Source organism: Streptomyces sp. NPDC006326 (genome assembly GCF_040612915.1).
GTDB lineage: Bacteria > Actinomycetota > Actinomycetes > Streptomycetales > Streptomycetaceae > Streptomyces.
Genome location: NZ_JBEXRC010000011.1, coordinates 91,151 through 113,482, shown reverse-complemented (window position 1 = coordinate 113,482; position 22,332 = coordinate 91,151). Strand labels below are relative to the sequence as shown.

The following is a 22,332-nucleotide window of genomic DNA, read 5'->3' as shown; positions in this document are numbered from 1 at the left end:
AAGATCCGGCCATTCCCCCAGGTCAGAATGGGGTGAAAAGAAAGACGGCCGGAGCCCCCGCACAGTAGGCTCCGGCCGTCGGCTTGTGGGCCGTACGAATCAGATGTCGAGGCCGGTCAGGACCAGGACTCGCTCGTACGTGTAGTCGTCCATCGCGTAGCGGACGCCTTCGCGGCCGACACCGGACTGCTTCACGCCGCCGTACGGCATCTGGTCGGCGCGGTAGGACGGCGCGTCGCCGACGATGACGCCGCCGACCTCAAGCTCGCGGTGGGCGCGGAACGCGGTCTGGATGTTGCGGGTGAAGACGCCCGTCTGCAGGCCGAACTTCGAGTCGTTGACGGCGGCGAAGGCCTCGTCGGTGTTCTCGACCTTCTGCAGCGTCAGCACCGGCCCGAAGACCTCCTCGCGGGCGAGGGTGGTGTCGGCGGGCAGCTCGGCGATGACGGTCGGCTCGTAGGAGGCGCCCTCGCGCTTGCCGCCGGTGAGGAGCTTGGCGCCGGCGGAGACGGCCTCCTCGACCCAGGACTCGACGCGCTTGGCGGCGTCCTCGGAGACGAGCGGGCCGACGTCGGTGGCGTCGTCGTTCGGGTCGCCGGTGACCTGGGCCTGGACCTTCGCGACGACCTTCTCGACGAGGCGGTCGTAGACCGAGGCGTCGGCGATCACGCGCTGCACGGAGATGCAGGACTGGCCGGCCTGGTAGTTCGAGAAGGTCGCGATGCGGGTCGCGGCCCAGTCGAGGTCGGCCTCGGAGGACCAGTCGTCGAGGACGACGGCGGCGGCGTTGCCGCCGAGCTCCAGGGTGCAGTGCTTGTGGGGCACCGACTGCTGGATCGCGTAGCCGACCTTGTCGGAGCCGGTGAAGGAGATGACGGGCAGGCGCTCGTCCTGGACCAGGGCCGGCATCTTGTCGTTGGCGACGGTCAGGACGGACCAGGAGCCGGCCGGGAGGTCGGTCTCGGCGAGCAGCTCGCCGAGGATCAGGCCGGACAGCGGGGTGGCCGGGGCCGGCTTGAGGATGATCGGCGCGCCGACGGCGATGGCGGGGGCCACCTTGTGGGCGCACAGGTTGAGCGGGAAGTTGAACGGCGCGATGCCGAGGACCGGACCCTTGACGAAGCGGCGGGTCAGGGCCAGGCGGCCGACACCGCCGGCGTCGGTGTCGAGGCGCTGGGCCTCTCCGCCGTTGAAGCGGCGGGCCTCCTCCGCGGCGAAGCGGAACACGGACACCGCACGGCCGACCTCGCCGCGGGCCCACTTGATGGGCTTGCCGTTCTCGGCGGAGATCAGCTGGGCGATCTCCTCGGTGCGCTCGGCGAGCCGCTTGGACACGTGGTCCAGGGCGGCGGCGCGCACGTGGGCGGGGGTCGCGGAGAATTCCGCCGTCACGGCGTGCGCCGCGGCCACGGCCTCTTCGACCTGGGCGTCGGTGGGCACGCTGACGGTGCCGACGAGCCGGTTGTCCCACGGGGAGTGGACGTCGAAGGCGGCGTCGCCGGTGGCCTGGCGGCCGGCGAGCCAGAAGGCGTGGGTGGAAGTCATGCGAATCCCGGCCCTTCGGATGTGTGCGGGTCCTTGTCTCCTCCACCGTAGGACTCCGGCCCGGTTTCGTGGTTTGTCCGGCGTGGAGTACCCGAAGGCGCCGCCGCGCCGCTTTGTCACTGTCGTGGGCGTGCACCCGTTGCGGCGTCAGGGCGTGCGTGCTCCGGTCAGGCGGGAGTTCCGGTGGCCTTGAGGGCGAGCCAGAGCTCCATGCGGACGTCCGGGTCGTCCAGGGAGCGGCCCAGGATCTCCTCGACCCGCCGCATCCGGTAGCGCAGGGTGTGCCGGTGGACGCCGAGGTCGGCCGCGGCGGCGTCCCACTGGCCGTGCCGCGAGAGCCAGGCGTGCAGGGAGGCCACGAGGTCCCCGCGGCCCTTCTCGTCGTGTTCGCGCAGGGCCCGGAGCGTGCCGTCGGCGAAGGCCCGTACCGCCTCGTCGGCGAGCAGCGGCAGGACGGAGCCCGCCGCGAGGTCCTCGTGTTCCACGAGGGGGCGGCCCCGGCGCCGGGCCACGGCGAGGGCCTGGTCGGCCTGCTTGTACGCGGCCGCGACCCCGGCGGGCCCGGCGGGGGCGGACAGGCCGACCACCAGTTCGTCCGGTTCCGGACCGACCGCGTCGCGGCCGCGCCGCGATTCCAGCGCCTCGGCGTGGTCCGCGCAGGCTTGTACCGCGGAGCCGCCGTCGGCCGCGAGGACCACCAGCCGCCCCGGCTCGGGCACCACGAGCAGGGTTTCACCGGCCCGGGCGGCCGCGGACTCGACCGTGTCGGCGAGCAGGGCCAGCCCTTCGGGCTGGGCCGTTCCGGGCAGCGCCGGCTCGGCGACGATCAGCCGGAACGGCGCCTCCAGCAGGGCCCCGTACAGGTCGCCGGCCACCTCCTGCGCGTGCTCGGCCTCCCCGGCGAGCAGCATCCGCAGTACCGCCGCGCCGAGCCGGGACTCCGCGTCGTGCAGGGACCGGGAGCGTTCGGTGGTGAGGGTCAGCAGCGCCACCGCGGAGTGCACGGCGTACCGCTCGGCGGTGCCCAGGGGGGCGCCGGTTCCGACGGCCAGGGCCCCGCGGGCCCGCCGCCCGGTGCCGAGCGACTGGAGCTCGACCCGGTCCTCGGAGCCGCCGACCACGGCGCTCGCCGGGGCGGGGCGTTCGCGCAGCCGTTCCACGTCGGGAGTCAGCCGGGCGGCGCGGCGCGCCGCCCATTCGGGGGCGGCGGCGACGACGGCGCCCGAGGTGTCGTAGAGCGCGGCCCAGCCGTGGACGTGCGCGGCCAGCTTCGCCAGCAGTTCGGCCGGTCCGTCGGCGGACAGGGCGGCCCGGGTCAGTTCCCGCTGCGCTTCGAAGCCGGCGGTCACCGCGCGGTACTGGTCGGCGGCGAGCGCCGCGGAGACGGCTTTGCTGATGGCGAGGAAGGGGGTGCGGCGGGGTACTTCCAGCAGCGGCAGGTCCTCGTCGCGGGCGGCGTCGAGCAGCGCCTGGGGGATGGACTCGTAGTTGACCCCGACGGCGAAGCCGATGCCGACGACGCCGGCCGCGGCGAGTCGGCGTACGTAGCGGCGCATCTCGTCCGGATCCTCCGCGTCCAGCTTCATCGCGGTGGTCAGGAGCAGTTCGCCGCCCTCCATGTAGGGGACGGGGTCCGCGAGCTCGCTGACGTGGGCCCAGCGCACGGGGGTGTCGAGGCGGCCCTCCCCCGCCCGGACGCTGAGCTTGAGCGCCGAGTGCTGGACGAGTGAGGCGAGCGTGAGCGGCATCGGTGACGGTTGCCTTAGCGGGGAGGAGGGATTTCGCCGTGTCGTATGAACGGCCTTCCTCGATTCTGCCACCCCGTACGGGTCGGCTCAGCCGGTGTCCGCCAGCCGGACCAGCAGCGGAGCGGCCCGTTCGCCCCGGACCGAGGTCAGGGAGAGCACCGCGTGTCCCGGGGGCACGGCGTGGGCCAGCTCGGAGGCCGACCACCGCTCCCGTTCCACCTGGCGCACGGTCACTGCGTCGGTGGTGACGGCCTTGCCGGTGACGAGTTTGCGGAAGGCGTGGATGGCCCGGGTGAGCGACTGGTCGGCGAAGACGGTGCGGTGGGTGACGTCCCGGGTCTCCACCCACTCGGTGCCCCAGGCCTCGGCGAAGCGCTTGCCGTCCCAGGTGGTGACCCCGGAGAAGGCCATCCGGCAGCCGACCGCCCCGAGCAGCGGGGTGCGCAGCGCCTCGGGTACGTCGTCCAGGGTCCGCAGGGTCAGCAGGACGCCCGCGTTCGCCGAGCGCAGCCGCTGGACGCCGCGCACGGTCTCGGCGGTCAGGGTGTGCGAGGCGTCGTCGAGGGCCAGGAAGGCGAAGAGGGAGCGGTCGGAGCGGGCCGCCGCGGCGGCGTTGAACTGGGCGAGCAGGAGGCGGGCCAGCATCCGGGAGGCGTCGGCGTGGGCGCGCTCGGGGAGGTCGACGCGGACCCGCAGCGGGTGTTCCAGGGTGCGCAGGGAGAAGGGCCGGCCCTCGCCGGTGGTGTCGAAGAACCCGGTGAACGCGGGCCGGTCGAGGAGGGCCACCCGGTCGGCGAGCACCGGACCGGGATCCCCCTGGGCCCCGTACTGCCGGGCGCGGGCGTCGAGCTCGCGCAGCATCGGCTGCTGCCCGGCGGCCTCCAGGGCGGCGCGCAGGGCGTCGAGGGCGGCGGGCACCTGGTCGAGGAGTTCGCGCAGCTCCGGTACGGCGGGGAACCGGCCGTACGCCGTCCGGAACGGGCCGAGCAGCTGGGCGAGGGCCGTCGCGGCCCGGCGTACGTCGAGGCCGGGCACGTCGCCGACGAAGGCCTCGGCGAGCAGGCCGGCGGCCTCGTCCGGGTCGGTGGCACCCCCGTAGAGGTCCAGGTCGTAGACGGAGTCGGGGTCGCCGACGCGGACCACCACGTCGTAGGCGGTGTCCGGCCCGAGCTGCGTGCCAGCCGAGGCGACCGCGACGACGGCGGCCTGCCCGGCCAGTGCCTGGAGGGCGAGCGATTCGACGACGGGCCGGACGAGGTGGCGGGTCTTGCCCGCGCCGGAGGGGCCGACGGCGAGCAGCGAGGTGCCGAGCACGCCGGGGTCGAGGGCGAGCCGGGTCCCGCGCCTGGCGTACGGGGTGCGCTCGCTGTCGTCGACCGCGCCGAGCAGGACCTGCCGGGTCAGCAGGTCGTGACGGGCTGCCCGCACGGGCAGGTCGCGGGCCTTGGAGGGGTGCAGGCACGCGGCGGCGCCGTGGGCCCGCACCGCGTCGGCGAAGGCCGCCGTCCGCGAGGGGTCGGCCCGTACGGAGTCCCAGGCGCGCCGGATCCGCGTGTAGTCGACGTCGTTCATCCGCCCGGCCCCGGCTTCGGCGCCGAGCCGGTCGGCGGCCTCGGTGAGCCCGGCGGCCCGCACCTCGGGCCAGCCGGCCGGGTCCTCGGCCGGGCGGGAGGGGGCCGGGACGGCGGCGGCGCCGCCCGGGGCGGCCGTCCCGGCGGGGCGGGTGCGCAGTCGGCGGAGCGTCCCGAGCACCCCGCCGATCCAGGCGAAGGCCAGGACGACGGCCACGTCGACGGCGGTGTCCGCGGCGGTGACGAGCTCCTGGTTGGCGACCTGGTCGGTGCCGAAGGGCAGGAAGGAGTAGACGAGGTCGCGCAGCGGCAGCTGGTAGTGGTGGACGAGCAGGACCGCCAGGTAGGCCGGGGGGACCGCGGCGGCGGCCTGCCACCAGGGGCCGCGGGCTGCGATCAGGCGGTTCCAGGCGGGCCGCCAGCTGCCGAGCCTGCCGAAGCCGTAGAGCAGGGCGGCGTCGAAGAGGCCTTCGTAGAGGGGTTTGGCGCGCTGGCCCCCCGACCCGGGGACGGGTTCCCCGTTCCCCTGCCACCAGGCGTTGGGGGTGAACAGTTTCACCGGCGCGTCCCAGTAGGGCAGGTAGCCGTTGCGCATCAGCGACCAGACCAGGACGCAGGCGAGGAAGGAGATGACGGCGCCGCTCAGCAGGGCCCGGTCGGGCACCTCCGGGGACTCCTGGGCGGCGCGGGGCGTGTGGCCGTAGCGCCAGATGCCGGGCTCGGCGGCAGGCCGGGCCGTGCGCAGCCACTCGGCCAGGCCGGGGCCGGCGGCCGGGGCGTGGGCGGGCCTGGGCGGAAGTCCCGGCGGCGCCGCCGGCCGGGGGACGTGCCCGGTGCGCGGCGGCCGCTTCTCGTCGGTGCCGTGCGTGCCGTCGGTGTCCATGAAACCCCTGCCCCCTGCCCGTGCCTGCGCTGCTTCGCGCCGAGATCAATGTAGTGGCCGGGCGGGCGGGGAGGGGCCCGTACCGCGGCAGCGTCCACAAGACAGCCGCGAGGCCCTTCCTATGGCCGCCGCGGACAAGGACACGCGGGCACCACTCCCGAACGGAGCATGCAGGACCCCCTCCGGCGGGCCTAGCCTGCGGACAAAGACACAAGTGCGTCCGAAACCACCCCCCAGGAGCCCTCCATGACCGCTGTCCCGCAGGAGCGCAAGCTCGTCACCGCGATCCCCGGCCCCAAGTCGCAGGAGCTGCAGGCCCGCCGTCTGGAGACGGTGGCCGGCGGCGTGGGCTCCGTGCTGCCCGTCTTCACGGCCCGCGCGGGTGGCGGCATCATCGAGGACGTCGACGGCAACCGTCTGATCGACTTCGGTTCCGGCATCGCCGTGACCTCCGTCGGCGCCTCCGCCGAGGCCGTCGTGCGCCGCGCGTCCGCGCAGCTCGCCGACTTCACCCACACCTGTTTCATGGTGACCCCGTACGAGGGCTACGTGGAGGTCTGCGAGGCCCTCGCCGAGCTGACCCCCGGTGACCACGCGAAGAAGTCCGCGCTGTTCAACTCGGGCGCCGAGGCCGTCGAGAACGCCGTCAAGATCGCCCGTTCGTACACCAAGCGCCAGGCCGTCGTCGTCTTCGACCACGGCTACCACGGCCGTACGAACCTGACGATGGCGCTGACCTCGAAGAACATGCCGTACAAGAACGGCTTCGGCCCGTTCGCCCCCGAGGTCTACCGCGTCCCGGTCGCCTACGGCTACCGCTGGCCCACCGGTGCGGAGAACTGCGGCCCCGAGGCCGCCGCCCAGGCGATCGACCAGATCACCAAGCAGATCGGCGCCGACAACGTCGCCGCGATCATCATCGAGCCGGTCCTCGGCGAGGGCGGCTTCATCGAGCCGGCCAAGGGCTTCCTGCCGGCCATCGTGAAGTTCGCCAACGACAACGGCATCGTCTTCGTCGCGGACGAGATCCAGTCCGGCTTCTGCCGCACCGGCCAGTGGTTCGCGTGCGAGGACGAGGGCATCGTCCCCGACCTGATCACCACCGCCAAGGGCATCGCGGGCGGTCTGCCGCTCGCCGCCGTGACCGGCCGCGCCGAGATCATGGACGCCGCGCACGCGGGCGGCCTGGGCGGCACCTACGGCGGCAACCCGGTGGCCTGCGCCGGTGCGCTCGGCTCCATCGAGACCATGAAGGATCTCGACCTCAACGCCGCGGCGAAGAAGATCGAGTCCGTCATGAAGGCCCGCCTGACGGCCATGCAGGAGAAGTACGAGATCATCGGCGACATCCGCGGCCGCGGCGCCATGATCGCGATCGAGCTCGTCAAGGACCCGGTCTCCAAGACCCCGTTCCCGGAGGCGGCCGGCGCGCTCGCGAAGGCCTGCCACGCCGAGGGCCTGCTCGTCCTCACCTGCGGCACCTACGGCAACGTGCTCCGCTTCCTGCCGCCGATCGTCATCGGCGAGGACCTGCTGAACGAGGGCCTGGACATCATCGAGGCCGCGTTCGCGGGCATCTGAGCGAACGTCCGAACACAGGGACCCACCGGTACCGCCGGTAACGGTCGGGCACTGTGAAGAAGATGTGGGGGGCCGATGGCAGGACCGCGATCCTGCTGTCGGTCCCCCTTCTGCTGCCGTACGGTTTCTGCAGATGAGTGAGACACCCCGTTCCCGGGAAACCGGGGGCGACTCCAGTACCGGGCTTCCCCAGCGCCGCACTGGGCATGCGTTCGCGCACACTCACCTCCGATCGGACGGCCGTCCGCCCCAAACCCCCCGGGGCGCACGGCAACCCGGTCAGGGCGGCCGCCCCGGAACCATCCCCCCTGTTCCGGGGTGGCCGGCCACTCTCCTCCTTCTCTCCCTGCTCGGCCTGGTCGTGACGACCTGGCAGGTCCTGGCGGCGGGTCCACTGCTCGCGCCGGACGAGAGCCTCAGCCGCGCGGTGGTGCGCACGGTTCCCGACGCGGTCACCGAGCGCCTCAGCGACCTCGGCAACGTCCCGGTCGCCGTACCCGTCCTGGCCCTGGCGATGGCGTACGCCGCCTGGCACGGCCACCGCGCCGGCGCCCTGACGGCCGGTGCGGCCATGGCGCTGGTGCCGGCGGTGATCGTGCCGCTGAAGGAGTGGACCGCCCGGCCGGGGCCGCTGGAGCCCTGGGCGGCCGGCTACTACCCCTCGGGCCACACCGCCACCGCGGCGGTCGCCTACCTCGGCGCGGCCCTGCTGGTGCGCCCGTACGCCCGCCGCGGCTGGCCGCTGCCCCTCGCCCTCGCCCTGACGGGTGCGACGGCCACCGGTCTGGTGCTGCGCGGCTGGCACTGGCCCCTGGACGTCCTGGCCAGCCTGCTGCTGTGCACGCCCCTGCTGCTGGCCGTCCGCCGGGCCGTGCACCGCAGTGTCAGACCCTCCGCCTAGCCTTGCGCCGATCTTGGACTCCTCCTCTACGGAAGGCGGCGGCGCGCGATGGGTGCCAGCGGGTGGGACTACGTGACGGAGTACGAAGGCAGCGTCGAGGCGTCGTTCGCCGCCCTGCAGGCACGGGTCTTCGACGAGAAGTACGGCGACGGCCGGACGTACGCGAGCCTCGCGGAACTCCGCGCCGACGAGGAGTTCATGGGCGAGGAGGGCACCCACTCGATCCTCGACATCGAGCGGGTCGTCCCCAGCCCCGACGCCCCGCGCCACGAGAACGGGGACTTCGCCACCCTGCGCCCCCTCGCCACCGACCGCGCCGTCCACCACTTCGGCACGGACCGGCCGACGGTGGGGCGGTACCGGGAGGTGTTGGCGGCGGCGAACGCGTCGACGACCCACGAGGAGTACCAGCGGAGCCTGATCGGCGAGTGCCGCATGCGGTGGACCGGGCGGTACGTCCTCCTGTACGCGGGGGACGAGCCCACCCACGTGGGGATATTCGGCTGCTCGGGGGACTGACGTCCGGCCGTGCCGGATCGTCACGGGGTACGGCGCTCCGCCCCCGCCGGCCGCGCCGCCGCCTCGTGCATGGCGAGCTCCAGCACCGCCGGGTCCGTGAGCGTCCCGCGCCCGTCCGGGAGCACCCGCCAGTGCACCGCGCCCGTCGCCCTGCCGGGGTACGGGACCGCGATCCAGCTCCCGCGCCGCCGCCCCCCGTACGCCGGTCGCGATCCAGCGGGACGCCGTCCCGGCGGGCACGAAGAAGCCCAGCCGCCCGTCACCGGACTCGGCGAGCACCGGGCCGGGCCTCTCCCGCAGGAGCAGCAGCACGTCGAGCGTGGCCCGTCCCAGCTCTCCGGGCAGGATCAGCACGTCCCACTGCCGGCCGGCGGGCAGCAGGGCGACCCCGAGGGGGCTGTGCTTCCACCGCCGCCGGGGCGGCGGCGTACGCCCCCGCGCCCGGGCCCCGCGCGCTCGGCTGCTCAGCTGGTCGGCTGCTCAGCTGTCGAAGCCGAGACCGAGGCGGTCCAGGGCCTTCAGCCAGAGGTTGCGCCGGCCTCCGCGGGCGTCGGCGCGGGCCAGCGACCACTTCGTGAGGGTGATCCCGGTCCAGGCGAACGGCTCCGGCGGGAACGGCATGGGGCGCGACTTCACCATCTCCAGTTCGGTCCGCTCGGTGCGCGCTCCGTCCAGCAGGTCGAGCATCACCTCCGCGCCGAAGCGGGTGGCGCCGACACCGAGCCCGGTGTAGCCGGCGGCATAGGCGACCCGGCCGGAGTGCGCCGTGCCGAAGAAGGCGGAGAAGCGCGAGCAGGTGTCGATGGCCCCGCCCCAGGCATGGCTGAACTTGATGCCCTCCAGCTGCGGGAAGGCCGTGAAGAAGTGCTGCGCCAGCTTGAGGTAGGTCTCGGGGCGGTGGTCGTACTCGGAGTCCAGCTTGCCGCGGTAGGGGTAGATGGCGTCGTAGCCGCCCCACAGGATGCGGTGGTCGGGGGTGATGCGGAAGTAGTGGAACTGGTTGGCGCTGTCGCCCAGGCCCTGGCGGTTCTTCCAGCCGATGGCCCCCAGCTGCTCGGCGGTCAGCGGCTCGGTCATCAGCGCGTAGTCGTAGACCGGGACCGTGAACGGGCGGATCCGCTTCACCAGCGAGGGGAAGATGTTGGTGCCGAGGGCCACCCGGCGGGCGAAGATCCGCCCGTACGGGGTGCGCACCGCCATCCCGGCGCCGGAGGCGGCCAGCGAGAGGCCGCGGGTGTTCTCGTAGATCCGCACCCCGAGGTCCAGACAGGCCTGCTTCAGACCCCAGGCGAGCCGGGCCGGGTTGAGCATGGCCACGCCGTCGGTGTCCCACAGGCCCGCGAGGAAGGTCGGGGAGTCGATCTCGGCGCGCAGCTCGCCCTGCTCCAGCCAGCGGGAGCCGCCCGCCAGGCCCAGCTTCTGGGCCTCTTCGTACAGTTCGCGCAGCTCGCCGACCTGGTGGGGCTCGGTGGCGACGTCGATCTCGCCGGTGCGCTCGAAATCGCAGTCGATGCCGTAGCGGGCGATGGCCGCCTCGATCTCGTCGAGGTTGCGCGCGCCCAGCTCCTCCAGCTTGGCGAGCTCGGCGGGCCAGCGGGCCAGGCCGTTGGCGAGGCCGTGGGTGAGGGAGGCCGCGCAGAAACCGCCGTTGCGCCCGGAGGCGGCCCAGCCCGCCTCCTTGCTCTCGATCAGGACCACGTCGCGTGCGGGATCACGCTCCTTGGCGATCAGGGCGGTCCACAGCCCGCTGTACCCGCCGCCGATGACCAGCAGGTCGCAGGCCTCGTCCGAGGTCAGCGCCGGCTGCGCGGCGGGCTTGCCGGGGTCGTCCAGCCAGTACGAGACCGGCAGTGCTTCGGAAAGGGATTGTGCAACGCTTCGCATGGCGACTGGGGCCATGTCTTCCAACTCCCTACGGGGTTACTTGGCTTGTGCCTTCTTGCGGCGGTTGCCGACCAGCTGGGCGGCGAAGACCACCAGCACCGCGATGACGAACATCGCCGTGCCGATGACATTGATCTGCACGGGCGTACCGCGCTGGGCCGATCCCCACACGAACATGGGGAAGGTGACGGTGTTGCCCGAGTTGAAGTTGGTGATGATGAAGTCGTCGAACGAGAGCGCGAAGGACAGCAGCGCGCCCGCCGCGATACCGGGTGCCGCGATCGGCAGGGTGACCCGTACGAAGGTCTGCACCGGACCCGCGTAGAGGTCGCGGGCGGCCTCCTCCAGCCGCGGGTCCATGGACAGCACGCGCGCCTTCACGGCGGCGACGACGAAGCTGAGGCAGAACATGATGTGGGCGATCAGGATCGTCCAGAAGCCCAGCTGAATGCCCATGTTGAGGAAGAGCGCGAGCAGCGAGGCCGCCATCACGATCTCGGGCATGGCCATCGGCAGGAAGATCAGGGAGTTGACCGCGCCGCGCGCCCGGAAGCGGTAGCGGACGAGCGCGAAGGCGATGGCCGTGCCGAGGACCGTCGCGCCGAGGGTGGCCCACAGGGCGATCTGGAGCGAGAGGGAGAGGGAACCGCACAGGTCGGCGACCCCGCAGGGGTCCTTCCAGGCGTCCAGCGAGAACTCCTGCCAGGCGTAGTTGAAGCGCCCGGTGGGGTTGTTGAAGGAGAAGACCGTCACCACGACGTTCGGCAGGATCATGTACGCGAGCGTGCACAGCCCCAGGAGGACGACGAGGTGGCGGCGCAGCCAGCCGGTGAGCGTACGCATCAGACCAGGTCCTCCGTCCCCGCGCGGCGGATGTAGATGGTGACCATGATCAGCACGATGGCCATGAGGATGAAGGACAGCGCGGCCGCCGTCGGGTAGTCGAGGATCCGCAGGTACTGCGACTGGATGACGTTGCCGATCATCCGGGTGTCCGTCGAGCCGAGCAGCTCGGCGTTGACGTAGTCGCCGCTCGCCGGGATGAAGGTGAGCAGGGTCCCGGAGACCACGCCCGGCATGGAGAGCGGGAAGGTCACCTTGCGGAAGGCGGTGGCGGGCGTGGCGTACAGGTCCCCGGCCGCCTCGTGGAGGCGGGTGTCGATGCGCTCCAGCGAGGTGTAGAGCGGCAGGATCATGAAGGGGAGGAAGTTGTACGTCAGACCGCAGACCACGGCGAGCGGCGTGGCCAGCACCCGGTCGCCCTGGGTGATGCCGAGCCAGCCGGTGACGTCCAGGAAGCCGATCTTGTTCAGGACGGCGACGACGGGTCCGCCGTCGGCCAGGATCGTCTTCCAGGCGAGGGTGCGGATCAGGAAGCTGGTGAAGAACGGCGCGACGACCAGCACGAGCAGCAGGTTGCGCCAGCGGCCCGCCTTGAAGGCGATCAGGTAGGCCAGCGGGTAGCCGAGCAGCAGGCACAGTACGGTCGCGGTGCCGGCGTACGCCAGGGAGCGCAGGAACTGCGGGTAGTACTCGGCCAGGGCGTCCCAGTAGGTCCGGAAGTGCCAGGTGACCTCGAAGCCCTCTTCGAGGGAGCCGGTCTGCACCGAGGTGGAGGCCTGGTAGACCATCGGGAGCACGAAGAAGACCAGCAGCCACACGATGCCGGGCAGCAGCAGCCAGTACGGGACGAGCCGCTTGCGCCGGGAGGGCCTGTGCGCCGGGGGTTCACCCGCGGCGACCTCGGGCAGTGCGACGGGGGCGGTCATGCGCTCTCCTCGACCGTCTCGATGCCCGCGTCGATGTTCTGGGCGGCGTCGAGGCCGAAGGTGTGCTCCGGGTTCCAGTGCAGGACCACCTGGGCGCCGGGGGTGAGGCGGGAGTCGCGCTCGATGTTCTGGACGTAGACCTCCAGCTCGGGGCAGACCGGGCTGTCGATCACGTACTGCGTGGAGACGCCGATGAAGGAGGAGTCGGCGATGCGGCCGTGGACCTTGTTGCGGCCGGCGGCGATGGTGCCCTCCTCGGCCGCGGGGACCAGGGAGATCTTCTCCGGACGCACGCCGACCAGCAGCTTCCCGCCGGCCTTGGGCGTGGTCGAACAGCGGGCCGCGGGCAGCCGGAGCTTGGTGCCCGCACTGGAGACGGCGACGTCGGCGCTGCCGGCCTCCAGCACCTCGGCCTCGATGAGGTTCGAGGTGCCGAGGAAGTTGGCGACGAAGGTGGTGCGCGGGTTCTCGTAGAGCTCGGCGGGCGCGCCGAGCTGCTCGACCCGGCCGGCGTTCATCACGGCGACCGTGTCGGCCATGGTCATGGCCTCCTCCTGGTCGTGCGTGACGTGCACGAAGGTGATGCCGACCTCGGTCTGGATCCGCTTGAGCTCCAGCTGCATCTGGCGGCGCAGCTTGAGGTCGAGGGCGCCGAGGGGCTCGTCGAGCAGGAGCACCTGCGGGTGGTTGATGAGCGCGCGGGCGACGGCGACGCGCTGCTGCTGGCCACCGGAGAGCTGGTGGGGCTTGCGCTGGGCGAACTGGCCGAGCTCGACGAGTTCGAGCATGTCCTCGACCTGCTTCTTGACGGACTTGATGCCGCGGCGGCGCAGTCCGAAGGCCACGTTCTCGTAGATGTTCAGGTGCGGGAACAGTGCGTAGCTCTGGAAGACCGTGTTGACCGGGCGCTTGTAGGGCGGCAGGTGGGTGACCTCGCGCTCGCCGAGGTGGACGGTGCCGGTGGAGGGCTCCTCCAGACCGGCGATCATGCGCAGGGTGGTGGTCTTCCCGCAGCCCGAGGCGCCGAGCAGGGCGAAGAAGGAACCCTGGGGGATGGTGAGATCCAGCGGGTGCACGGCGGTGAACGTGCCGTAGTGCTTGCTGATCCCGGCGAGGCGGACGTCGCCGCCCGCGGTCTTGTCAGTCATGGACCTGGGCCTTCGGTGGTGGTGTCGTCACAAGGGGCGGAGTGCGGTTACCGGTACGGGGGTGTGCGTCATGCTCCGATGAGCTTGGCGAACTTCTCCTCGTACGCGGTCTCCTCCTCGCTGGTGAGGGAGCGGAAGGCGTGCGCCTTGGCGGACATCGCCTTGTCCGGAATGATCAGGGGGTTGTCCGCGAGCTCAGGGTTGATCTTGGCAAGGTCTTCCTTGACGCCCTCGACCGGGCAGACGTAACTGATGAAGGCGGCCAGCTGGGCGGCGATCGGCGGCTCGTAGTAGAAGTCGATGAGCTTCTCGGCGTTGGCCTTGTGCCGGGCCTTGGCGGGGACCAGGAGGTTGTCGCTGGAGGTGATGTAACCGGGGGCGGGGATCGCGTACTTGATGTCCGGGTTGCCTGCCTGGAGCTGGATGACGTCGCCGGCCCAGGCCAGGCAGGCCGCCAGGTCGCCCTTGTCGAGGTCCGAGGTGTAGTCGTTGCCGGTGAAGCGGCGGATCTGCTTGGTGTCCACGCCCTTCTGGAGCCGGCCGATGGCCGCGTCGAAGTCGGCGGTGGTGAAGGTGGCCGGGTCCTTGCCCTGGTCGAGCAGGGTCATGCCGACGCTGTCGCGCATCTCGGTGAGGAAGCCGACCCGGCCCTTGAGGGAGGGGTCGTCGAGCAGCTGCGTGACGGAGTCGACCTTCTTGCCGCCGGTGGCCTTGGCGTTGTAGGCGATGACGGTGTCGATGCCGGTCCACGGGTAGCTGTGGGCGCGGCCCGGGTCCCAGTCGGGGTTGCGGAACTGCGGGATCAGGTTGGCGTAGGCGTGCGGGAGGTGGGAGGGGTCCAGTTTCTGGGCCCAGCCGAGCCGGATGATGCGGGCGGCGAGCCAGTCGGTGACGACGATCAGGTCGCGGCCGGTGTCCTGGCCGGCCGCGAGCTGCGGGCGGATCTTGCCGAAGAACTCGACGTTGTCGTTGATGTCCTCGGTGTACTTGACCTTGATCCCGGTCCGCTTGGTGAATTCCTCCAGCGTGGGGTGGGTCTTCTCGTCGTCGCTGATGTCCATGTACTCGGTCCAGTTGGAGAAGTTGATCTCCTTCTCCTGTGCCGAGTGGTCGTCGGAGGCCGCCGCCGAGTCCCCCGCGCGCTGGGCCGGCGGAATGCCGCAGGCGGACAGGGAGGCGAGGCCACCGAGGGTGAGCGCCCCGACACCGGAGGCGCGCAGCAGTGAGCGGCGGGTGAGGGCGCCGCGCCCGCTGGTGAGGCTGCGCCGCATCGCGGCGAGTTGCGCCGCCGAGAGGCGGTCGGGCTCGAACTGCTCCATGCGCTGTGCCCTTTCGGGAGGTGGGCCGCTGGTCGAACGGCGGTGGTGGCTATCGGTCCCCGAAGATCGTGCGGTGCCAGTCCTTCGCGGCGACCGCAGTGTTGTCGTACATGACGTGCTTGACCTGCGTGTACTCGTCGAAGGAGTAGGCGCTCATGTCCTTTCCGAAGCCGCTGGCCTTGTAGCCCCCGTGGGGCATCTCGCTGATGATCGGGATGTGGTCGTTCACCCAGACGCAGCCCGCCTTGATCTCGCGGGTGGCGCGGTTCGCCCGGTAGACGTCCCGGCTCCAGGCGGAGGCTGCCAGTCCGTACGGGGTGTCGTTGGCCAGCGCGATGCCCTCGTCGTCGGTGTCGAAGGGCAGGACGACCAGGACCGGACCGAAGATCTCCGACTGGACGACCTCGCTGTCCTGGGCGGCGCCGGTGATCAGGGTAGGCCGGTAGTAGGCCCCCTCCTCCAGCCCCCCTCCGGGAACCTCGCCGCCGGTGACCACGGTGGCGTACGTGCGAGCCCGCTCCACGAAGCCGGCGACCCGGTCGCGCTGGGCGTGCGAGACCAGCGGGCCGAGGTCGGTGGCCGTGTCGAAGGGGTCGCCGAGGCGGACGGTCTCCATGAGCGCGGCGACGCGGGCGACGAAGGCGTCGTGCAGGGGCCGCTGGACGTACGCGCGGGTGGCGGCGGTGCAGTCCTGGCCGGTGTTGATGAGGGAGGCGGCGACGGCGCCGTGCGCGGCGGCCTCCAGGTCGGCGTCGTCGAAGACGAGGAAGGGCGCCTTGCCGCCGAGCTCCAGGTGGAGCCGCTTGACGGTGGCGGTCGCGATCTCGGCGACGCGCTTGCCGACGGCGGTGGAACCGGTGAAGGAGGTCATGACCACGTCCGGATGCCCGACGAGGTGCTCGCCCGCGTCCCGGCCTGCGCCCGTGACGATGTTGATCACACCGTCGGGTAGGCCCGCCTCCTTGGCCGCCTGGGCGAACATCAGCGAGGTGAGGGGGGTGAGCTCGGCGGGCTTGAGGACGATGGTATTCCCGGCGGCGACGGCCGGGAGGATCTTCCAGGCCGCCATCTGGAGCGGATAGTTCCACGGGGCGATGGAGCCGACGACCCCGATCGCCTCGCGGCGGACGTAGGAGGTGTGGTCGCCGGAGTACTCGGCGGCCGCCTGGCCCTGGAGGTGGCGGGCCGCCCCCGCGAAGAAGGCGGTGTTGTCGATGGTCCCGGGGACGTCGAACTCCGTGGACAGCTTGATCGGCTTGCCGCACTGGAGGGATTCGGCGTACGCGAAGTCCTCGGCCTGCTCGGCGAGCACGGCGGCCAGCCGGTGCAGGGCGTCCGAGCGCTCGCCCGGGGTGGCTGCCGACCAGGCGGGGAAGGCCCGCTTGGCGGCGGCGACGGCCTCGTCGACATCGGCGGTGGAGGCGAGCTCGTAGGTGAGCACCTGCTCGCCCGTGGCCGGGTCGACGATGGTGTGCGACCGTCCGGAGGTGCCGGGCCTGAGCTGCCCGTCGATGTACTGCGCGCCGTCTGCGAAGCGGTCCTTGACCTGGAAGCGATTACCCATGACGCTCTCACGCTCTCCGTAGCTTCAGCTCGAATTGATTGCCGATCCTGGCAGAGGTGTTCCCCACCGCCAAGTGATTCCGTTGTTGCCTTTTGATTACGCGACGGAATCGGTCGACCATGTGTCGAGGGACACCTCAAATCCCGTACGAAGTGTCCGTGGCGACTGCAAGACTCGCGTGCATGGAGATGATCGACAAGTTGATCGAGCAGGTCAGCCGCGGTGAGCGGGTGAAGTACCTGCCGTTCTGGGGACACCGTCCGCGGCCCGACGGGACGCTGGGGCCGAGCTGTATGAGCCAGTGGTGGCCCTCTCCCTTCACTGTGGGTGATGTCCGTTATGACACCGCCGAGCACTGGATGATGGCCGGGAAGGCGCGGCTGTTCGGGGACGCGCAGGCCGAGCGCGCCGCCGTGGAGGCCGGGAGTCCGGCCGAGGCCAAGAAGGCCGGGCGGCTGGTGCGCGGCTTCGACGAGGCGGTCTGGGAGCGCGAGCGGTTCGCCCTGGTGGTGGAGGGCAGCGTCCACAAGTTCGGCTCGACGCCGGCGCTGCGCTCCTACCTGCTGTCCACCGGGGACCGGGTGCTGGTGGAGGCCAGCCCGCTGGACCGCATCTGGGGCATCGGGCTGGCGGCCGACGACGAGCGCACCCTGGACCCCTCCCGCTGGCGCGGCCTGAACCTGCTGGGCTTCGCCCTGATGGAGGCCAGGGACCGGCTGCGGGCGGCAGCGTAGACACCGGACGACGCCCCGGAGGGGCCGCCCGGCCGAGGCGTCGTCCAGGTGCGCAGGCGTGACCTGCGTCCACTGTCGGGGCGGCCACGGGTTCGGGGGCCGGTGCGCAGGCGCCGGTCACTTCGGGGACCAGGAGGCCGCGGGTTCGGATCCCGCCCGGGCACGGCCGCTGGAGCAGCTCGGAAGCCCGCCCGGCAACACGTCCTCGGAGCTGTTCCTGCTCGCCGTGGCCGCCTTCGGTACCGGAGCGCACTGGACGCGGCCGCCTGGGAGGCGGTCGTCCGTCCACGGGCCCGATGGCGCTGCTGCGCAACCTGCGCTCCGGCCGCCTACCGGCACGCCCCCGCTGCGCTGGGGGTGACGCCTGGAGCTGGCGCCGGGCCGGACGCCGGAGCTCGTCGACCGGTCCAGCGCGATGGCGTCGCCGCCGTCGGACCGCTCACGGCTCAGGCCGGAGCGGTTCGCGGACCTGGCCGGCACCCGCACCTCCCAGGCCGTGCGCCGGCCCTTCAAGGGTCACGACCTGGTTGTGATCGTCACCGACGGGCAGGCCAGCCACCGCTGCGGGGCGATCCGACCGCCCTGGTGCCGCGGGAGGTCCCCGTCTGCACCCGGAACCCCGCCGGGTAACGGGAGGGTGATGCCGGGTGCCGTCGGCTCAGATCCGCTCGCGGACCCGGGAGTTCCCGTACGGGCTGTCGTGGTCGGAGCCGGTTCCCGAGGAGTCGCTGAGCATGACACCGGCGATCACGAGCACGATCATCAGGATGCTGATGAGGATGCCGACCGCGCCCAGGATGATGCCGGCCAGTGCCATGCCGTCGTTGTCGGCCTCGCCGCGCCGCGCCTTGCCGCGGCCCAGGACGCCGAAGATGACCGCCGGGACGCCGAACAGGAGGCCCAGGTAGCAGGTGACCACGCCGATGATGCCGAGGACGAGGGCGGTGATCCCGAACCCGTTGCTCTTCTGCTGCTGGAAGGGGTAGCCGGGGTATCCCGGATAGCCCGGATAGCCGCCGTAGCCCTGCGGGGCCGGCTGGGGCCCGGGGTGGGCGTACCCCGCCGGATCCGGCTGAGCCGGGTACCCGTAGGCGGGCGGCTGCTGCGCCGCTCCCGGCGCGGATATCGGCGCGGGCCCGGATATGGGCCCGGGCGGCTGCCCGGCACCCGGCATCCCCGCGATCGTGGCCTGGTCGTGCACGCTCGGCGGACCCGGCGTGCCCTGGGCGGCCTGCGGCCGCCCCGGCTGCGCCGCCGGCCGCTCCGGCGGCGCCCACGGATCCCTCGCCTCGGGGCTCTGGTCGGTCATGCGGCTCCCCCTTCTCGTACGGCCATGCTATGCGCTGCCGCCGACAGCCCCCGGGCTGCCTACGATGAGGCCCGATCTGTCCGCACCGCGCGCCCTTCCGGAGGCTTCCCCATGTCCGACCTGACCCCCTTCATCGCGGGGCTGCCCAAGGCGGAACTCCACGTCCACCACGTCGGCTCGGCCTCCCCCCGCATCGTGGCCGAACTGGCCGCCCGCCACCCCGACTCGAAGGTCCCCACCGATCCCGAGGCGCTCGCCGACTACTTCACCTTCACCGACTTCGCGCACTTCATCGAGGTCTACCTGTCCGTCGTGGACCTGGTCCGCACCCCCGACGACGTCCGCACGCTCACCTTCGAAGTCGCCCGCGACATGGCCCGGCAGAACATCCGCTACGCCGAGCTGACCATCACCCCCTACTCGTCCACCCGCCGCGGCATCGACGAGAACGCCTTCATGGAGGCCATCGAGGACGCCCGCAAGGCCGCCGAGGCCGAGCTCGGCGTCATCCTGCGCTGGTGCTTCGACATCCCCGGCGAGGCCGGGCTGGAAGCAGCCGCCGAAACCGCCCGCCTCGCCGTCGACCTGCGCCCCGAGGGCCTGGTCTCCTTCGGCCTCGGCGGCCCCGAGATCGGTGTCCCGCGACCGCAGTTCAAGCCGTACTTCGACGCCGCCCGGGCCGCCGGCCTGCACAGCGTGCCGCACGCCGGCGAGACCACGGGCCCGGAGACGATCTGGGACGCCATCCGCGAGCTCGGCGCCGAACGCGTCGGCCACGGCACGAGCGCCACCCAGGACCCCGCTCTCCTCGCGTACCTCGCCGAGCACCGCATCGCGCTGGAGGTGTGCCCCACCTCGAACATCGCCACCCGCGCGGTGACCGACCTGGAGCGCCACCCCGTCAAGGAGATGGTGCAGGCGGGCGTGCTCGTCACCATCAACAGCGATGACCCGCCGATGTTCGGCTCCGACCTCAACAACGAGTACGCGGTCGCCGCCCGGCTCCTCGACCTCGACGAGCGCGGTCTCGCGCAGCTGGCGAAGAACGCGGTCGAGGCCTCCTTCCTGGACGAGGCCGGAAAGGCCCGCATCAAGGAGGAGATCGACACGTACACCGCCGCCTGGCTCGCGCGCTGACGCCTGCGCAGAATGGGGGCCATGCGCACCCCCCTGACTGCCGTCGCCCACCGCGGTGATCCCTACCGTGTCCGCGAGAACACCCTGGACTCGATCCGCTCGGCGTTCGCCCGCGGAGCGGACGCGGTCGAGATCGACGTACGGCTGACCCGCGACGGCGAGGCCGTGCTCCTCCACGACGACACGCTCCAGCGGCTGTGGGGCCATGACGTGCGCCTCGACGCCGTCACGGCCCCGCAGCTCAAGGAGTTGACGCAGGGCGGGGTCCCGACCCTGCGCGAGGCCCTGGCGGCGGCCGGCTCGGGGCGGGTGCTGATCGACCTGCCGGGTGCCACGTACGAGTCCGTGCGGACCGTCGTCGGGCAGGTGCGCGAGTGCGGGGCGCGCGAGCGCACGTACTACTGCGCGGGTCCGGCGGGCATGCTGGCCGTGCGCGCCGCCGATCCGGGTGCGGAGATCGCCCTGACGTGGACCACGCTGTCCCCGCCGCGCCGGGTGCTGATCGACGCGGTGGCGCCGCGGTGGCTCAACTACCGCTTCGGGCTGGTCAGCCGGGAGCTGACGGACGCCCTGCACCGGGACGGCCTGCTGGTGTCGGCCTGGACGGCGGACACGAAGCGGTCGATGCGCAGGGTGATCGAGGCGGGGGCGGACTCGGTGACCACGAACCGGATCGACGCGCTGTCCGCCGTACGGGCCGGGCTCGGCCGGTGATACGCACCCTCGGGGAGCGGATCCGGCGCGCCGATCCGCGGTGGCAGGACCTGGGGCTGACGCTGCTGGTGCAGGGGGCGACGACGATCCCGTTCGTCGTGCCGCGCGATCCGCGCGAGTCCCCGGCGACCTGGGCGGCGTACCTGCTGACCACGCTGATGAACCTGCCGCTGGTGTGGCGGCGGCGGGCACCCGTGGCGGTGGCTTTCGGGGTGATGGCGGCGGGCTCGCTCTACCGGCTGGCCCTGGACGGTCCGGGGCAGCCGCTGCCGTACGCCGCGCTGGTCGCCGTCTACACGATCGCGCTGCTGTGCACGGCGCGGGTGCGCCTCGTCATGGCCGGGGTGGTGACGGTGGTGATCTTCGCTTCGGTCGCCGTCCACACCCGGACCGCCAAGGAGCTGCTGTTCGCGCTGTTCGTGTTCGGGGCGGCCGCCGTGCTGGGGCGGCTGCAGGCCACACGGCTGGCGTACACGGCGGCGGTGGAGGACCGGGCGGCCCAGCTGGAGCGGGCGAACCGGATCGAGGCGGAACAGGCCGCGGCGCGCGAACGCGCCAGGATCGCGCGGGAGATGCACGACGTCCTCTCGCACGCGGTCAGCATCATGATCGTGCAGGCGGAGGCGGGTCCGGTGGCGGTACGGCGGGCCCCCGAGCGGGCGGAGGCCGCCTTCGACGCGATCGCCGAGACCGGGCGGGACGCGATGGCGCAGCTGCGCACGATGCTGGGGGTGCTGCGGACCGAGGAAGCGGCGGCCCCGCGCGCGCCGCAGCCCGGGATCGCGGAGCTGCCGGGGCTGCTGGAGCGGGTCCGGGGCAGCGGCCTGGAGGTGGTGTACGAGCGGACGGGGACGGTGCGCGGGCTGCCGGCGGCGCTGGAGGCGACGGTGCACCGGGTGGTGCAGGAGGCGCTGACGAACGTGGTGAAGCACGCCCGGGCGTCCCGGGTGTCCGTGCTGCTGGAGTACGGGCCGCGGGAGTTGAGGGTGGCGGTGGTGGACGACGGGCGGGGAGGCCCGGGTGCCGGGGGTCACCGCGGCGGGCACGGGCTGATCGGGATCCGGGAGCGGGCGGCGGCGCACGGCGGCACGGCGGTCTGCGGTCCGGGGCCGGGCGGGCGCGGCTTCCGGGTGGAACTGTCGCTTGTAACCTCGCCGGAGGAGGTGGGGTGTTGACGATCCGTGTGGTGGTGGCGGACGACCAGGAGCTGGTGCGCAGCGGGTTCGCGATGATCCTGGACGCGCAGGAGGACATCGAGGTCGTCGCGGAGGCGGGGGACGGCGCCGCTGCGGTTGCGGCGGTGCGGGAACTGGCCCCGGACGTGGCGCTGCTGGACATCCGGATGCCGCTGCTGGACGGGATCGGGGCATGCCGGACGATCACGGCGCAGACCGCGTGCCGGACGGTGATGCTGACGACCTTCGACTCCGACGCGTACGTGTACGAGGCGTTGCACGCGGGGGCGAGCGGGTTCCTGCTGAAGGACGTGCGGCGGGACGATCTGGTGCATGCCGTACGGGTGGTGGCGGCGGGCGATTCGCTGCTGGCCCCTTCGGTGGCCCGGCGGCTCATCGAGGAGTACACGGCTGCGACGGCGCGGCCGGCCGCGGCGGCCGTGCTGCCGGCGCAGCGGCTGGAGGTGCTGACGGCCCGGGAGCGGGAGACGCTGCTGCACCTGGGGCGGGGGCTGTCGAACGCGGAGATCGCGGCGGCGCTGGTGGTCAGCGAGCACACGGTGAAGTCGCACGTGGGGAACGTGCTGGCGAAGCTGGGGCTGCGGGACCGGATCCAGGCGGTGATCTGCGCGTACGAGACGGGCCTGATAACGGCCGGGGTGGCCGTCGAGGAGCAGCAGGCGGTGGGTGGCGCGGAGGTATCTCCCTCTGGGGAGTGAGGTACGGCGGTCGGATCCCTCGCGACGGTGAGTTGTCGTACCGGTGAAGATCCCTCTCGCTGGTGATCCGCGCCGGGGGCTCTGACCTGCAGCATTGAGTCATCGGGGCCGC

General features: G+C 72.3%; 18 protein-coding genes and 1 pseudogene. 8 read left to right on the top strand and 11 right to left on the bottom strand.

The window, feature by feature from the left end:
- Positions 1-99 precede the first annotated feature (99 nt).
- From ABZ128_RS11995 to ABZ128_RS11985, 3 genes are all read right to left on the bottom strand, one after another.
- A complete protein-coding gene (locus tag ABZ128_RS11995; protein WP_356847790.1) occupies positions 100-1,545 on the bottom strand; it encodes an aldehyde dehydrogenase family protein in 1,446 nt (481 codons plus the stop codon).
- Between the two features lie 167 nt (positions 1,546-1,712).
- The gene (locus ABZ128_RS11990; RefSeq protein WP_356847789.1) at positions 1,713-3,293 is read right to left on the bottom strand and encodes a PucR family transcriptional regulator; all 1,581 of its coding nucleotides are present in this window, start codon (positions 3,291-3,293) and stop codon (positions 1,713-1,715) included.
- Positions 3,294-3,380: 87 nt separating this feature from the next.
- A complete protein-coding gene (locus tag ABZ128_RS11985) occupies positions 3,381-5,747 on the bottom strand; it encodes an ATP/GTP-binding protein (RefSeq protein ID WP_356847788.1) in 2,367 nt (788 codons plus the stop codon).
- Positions 5,748-5,993: 246 nt separating this feature from the next.
- On the opposite strand from ABZ128_RS11985, the gene gabT reads away from it, so the two are divergent.
- From gabT to ABZ128_RS11970, 3 genes are all read left to right on the top strand, one after another.
- A complete protein-coding gene (gene gabT / locus ABZ128_RS11980; RefSeq protein ID WP_356847787.1) occupies positions 5,994-7,328 on the top strand; it encodes a 4-aminobutyrate--2-oxoglutarate transaminase in 1,335 nt (444 codons plus the stop codon).
- A 361-nt stretch (positions 7,329-7,689) separates the two neighbouring features.
- Positions 7,690-8,229: a phosphatase PAP2 family protein gene (locus tag ABZ128_RS11975; RefSeq protein ID WP_356847786.1), complete on the top strand. Its 540-nt coding sequence runs from the start codon at positions 7,690-7,692 to the stop codon at positions 8,227-8,229.
- A 48-nt stretch (positions 8,230-8,277) separates the two neighbouring features.
- Complete coding sequence (locus ABZ128_RS11970; RefSeq protein WP_356847784.1) at positions 8,278-8,748, top strand: hypothetical protein; 471 nt, start codon at positions 8,278-8,280, stop codon at positions 8,746-8,748.
- Between the two features lie 20 nt (positions 8,749-8,768).
- Here the strand turns inward: ABZ128_RS11970 and ABZ128_RS11965 are convergent.
- From ABZ128_RS11965 to ABZ128_RS11935, 7 genes and pseudogenes are all read right to left on the bottom strand, one after another.
- A pseudogene (locus ABZ128_RS11965) lies at positions 8,769-9,216 on the bottom strand (hypothetical protein).
- A 12-nt stretch (positions 9,217-9,228) separates the two neighbouring features.
- Entirely contained in the window at positions 9,229-10,647 is a 1,419-nt protein-coding gene (locus tag ABZ128_RS11960) for an FAD-dependent oxidoreductase (protein ID WP_356847782.1), read from the bottom strand.
- A 21-nt stretch (positions 10,648-10,668) separates the two neighbouring features.
- A complete protein-coding gene (locus ABZ128_RS11955) occupies positions 10,669-11,475 on the bottom strand; it encodes an ABC transporter permease (RefSeq protein ID WP_356847780.1) in 807 nt (268 codons plus the stop codon).
- Positions 11,475-12,401: an ABC transporter permease gene (locus ABZ128_RS11950; protein WP_356847779.1), complete on the bottom strand. Its 927-nt coding sequence runs from the start codon at positions 12,399-12,401 to the stop codon at positions 11,475-11,477. Before ABZ128_RS11950 ends, ABZ128_RS11955 begins: the two co-directional genes overlap by 1 nt.
- Positions 12,398-13,549, bottom strand: coding sequence for an ABC transporter ATP-binding protein (locus tag ABZ128_RS11945; protein ID WP_356847778.1), 1,152 nt, complete (start codon positions 13,547-13,549; stop codon positions 12,398-12,400). Before ABZ128_RS11945 ends, ABZ128_RS11950 begins: the two co-directional genes overlap by 4 nt.
- Positions 13,550-13,617: 68 nt before the next feature.
- Positions 13,618-14,868, bottom strand: a complete 1,251-nt coding sequence (locus ABZ128_RS11940; protein WP_356847776.1) for a spermidine/putrescine ABC transporter substrate-binding protein — start codon at positions 14,866-14,868, stop codon at positions 13,618-13,620.
- Positions 14,869-14,917: 49 nt separating this feature from the next.
- The gene (locus ABZ128_RS11935) at positions 14,918-16,432 is read right to left on the bottom strand and encodes a gamma-aminobutyraldehyde dehydrogenase (protein WP_356847775.1); all 1,515 of its coding nucleotides are present in this window, start codon (positions 16,430-16,432) and stop codon (positions 14,918-14,920) included.
- A gap of 182 nt (positions 16,433-16,614) precedes the next feature.
- Here ABZ128_RS11935 and ABZ128_RS11930 point away from each other — a divergent pair, with 182 nt between their 5' ends.
- The gene (locus ABZ128_RS11930; RefSeq protein ID WP_356847773.1) at positions 16,615-17,166 is read left to right on the top strand and encodes an NADAR family protein; all 552 of its coding nucleotides are present in this window, start codon (positions 16,615-16,617) and stop codon (positions 17,164-17,166) included.
- A gap of 658 nt (positions 17,167-17,824) precedes the next feature.
- Here ABZ128_RS11930 and ABZ128_RS11925 read toward each other — a convergent pair.
- Positions 17,825-18,475: a DUF4190 domain-containing protein gene (locus tag ABZ128_RS11925; protein WP_356847772.1), complete on the bottom strand. Its 651-nt coding sequence runs from the start codon at positions 18,473-18,475 to the stop codon at positions 17,825-17,827.
- Positions 18,476-18,586: 111 nt separating this feature from the next.
- Here ABZ128_RS11925 and ABZ128_RS11920 point away from each other — a divergent pair, with 111 nt between their 5' ends.
- The 4 genes from ABZ128_RS11920 to ABZ128_RS11905 are packed head-to-tail and all read left to right on the top strand — an operon-like array spanning position 18,587 to position 22,220.
- A complete protein-coding gene (locus ABZ128_RS11920) occupies positions 18,587-19,612 on the top strand; it encodes an adenosine deaminase (protein WP_356847771.1) in 1,026 nt (341 codons plus the stop codon).
- Between the two features lie 21 nt (positions 19,613-19,633).
- Positions 19,634-20,326, top strand: a complete 693-nt coding sequence (locus ABZ128_RS11915) for a glycerophosphodiester phosphodiesterase (RefSeq protein ID WP_356847770.1) — start codon at positions 19,634-19,636, stop codon at positions 20,324-20,326.
- Positions 20,323-21,501, top strand: a complete 1,179-nt coding sequence (locus ABZ128_RS11910; RefSeq protein WP_356847768.1) for a histidine kinase — start codon at positions 20,323-20,325, stop codon at positions 21,499-21,501. Before ABZ128_RS11915 ends, ABZ128_RS11910 begins: the two co-directional genes overlap by 4 nt.
- The gene (locus tag ABZ128_RS11905) at positions 21,498-22,220 is read left to right on the top strand and encodes a response regulator transcription factor (protein ID WP_356847854.1); all 723 of its coding nucleotides are present in this window, start codon (positions 21,498-21,500) and stop codon (positions 22,218-22,220) included. Before ABZ128_RS11910 ends, ABZ128_RS11905 begins: the two co-directional genes overlap by 4 nt.
- Positions 22,221-22,332: the final 112 nt, after the last annotated feature.

What these genes read in the sequence shown, in the direction of transcription:
- ABZ128_RS11995 (WP_356847790.1), bottom strand. Translation starts at nt 1,545, where the DNA reads ATGACTTCCACCCACGCCTTCTGGCTCGCCGGCCGCCAGGCCACCGGC.
- ABZ128_RS11990 (WP_356847789.1), bottom strand. Translation starts at nt 3,293, where the DNA reads ATGCCGCTCACGCTCGCCTCACTCGTCCAGCACTCGGCGCTCAAGCTC.
- ABZ128_RS11985 (WP_356847788.1), bottom strand. Translation starts at nt 5,747, where the DNA reads ATGGACACCGACGGCACGCACGGCACCGACGAGAAGCGGCCGCCGCGC.
- gabT (WP_356847787.1), top strand. Translation starts at nt 5,994, where the DNA reads ATGACCGCTGTCCCGCAGGAGCGCAAGCTCGTCACCGCGATCCCCGGC.
- ABZ128_RS11970 (WP_356847784.1), top strand. Translation starts at nt 8,278, where the DNA reads ATGGGTGCCAGCGGGTGGGACTACGTGACGGAGTACGAAGGCAGCGTC.
- ABZ128_RS11960 (WP_356847782.1), bottom strand. Translation starts at nt 10,647, where the DNA reads ATGGCCCCAGTCGCCATGCGAAGCGTTGCACAATCCCTTTCCGAAGCA.
- ABZ128_RS11955 (WP_356847780.1), bottom strand. Translation starts at nt 11,475, where the DNA reads ATGCGTACGCTCACCGGCTGGCTGCGCCGCCACCTCGTCGTCCTCCTG.
- ABZ128_RS11950 (WP_356847779.1), bottom strand. Translation starts at nt 12,401, where the DNA reads ATGACCGCCCCCGTCGCACTGCCCGAGGTCGCCGCGGGTGAACCCCCG.
- ABZ128_RS11945 (WP_356847778.1), bottom strand. Translation starts at nt 13,549, where the DNA reads ATGACTGACAAGACCGCGGGCGGCGACGTCCGCCTCGCCGGGATCAGC.
- ABZ128_RS11940 (WP_356847776.1), bottom strand. Translation starts at nt 14,868, where the DNA reads ATGGAGCAGTTCGAGCCCGACCGCCTCTCGGCGGCGCAACTCGCCGCG.
- ABZ128_RS11935 (WP_356847775.1), bottom strand. Translation starts at nt 16,432, where the DNA reads ATGGGTAATCGCTTCCAGGTCAAGGACCGCTTCGCAGACGGCGCGCAG.
- ABZ128_RS11930 (WP_356847773.1), top strand. Translation starts at nt 16,615, where the DNA reads ATGGAGATGATCGACAAGTTGATCGAGCAGGTCAGCCGCGGTGAGCGG.
- ABZ128_RS11925 (WP_356847772.1), bottom strand. Translation starts at nt 18,475, where the DNA reads ATGACCGACCAGAGCCCCGAGGCGAGGGATCCGTGGGCGCCGCCGGAG.
- ABZ128_RS11920 (WP_356847771.1), top strand. Translation starts at nt 18,587, where the DNA reads ATGTCCGACCTGACCCCCTTCATCGCGGGGCTGCCCAAGGCGGAACTC.
- ABZ128_RS11915 (WP_356847770.1), top strand. Translation starts at nt 19,634, where the DNA reads ATGCGCACCCCCCTGACTGCCGTCGCCCACCGCGGTGATCCCTACCGT.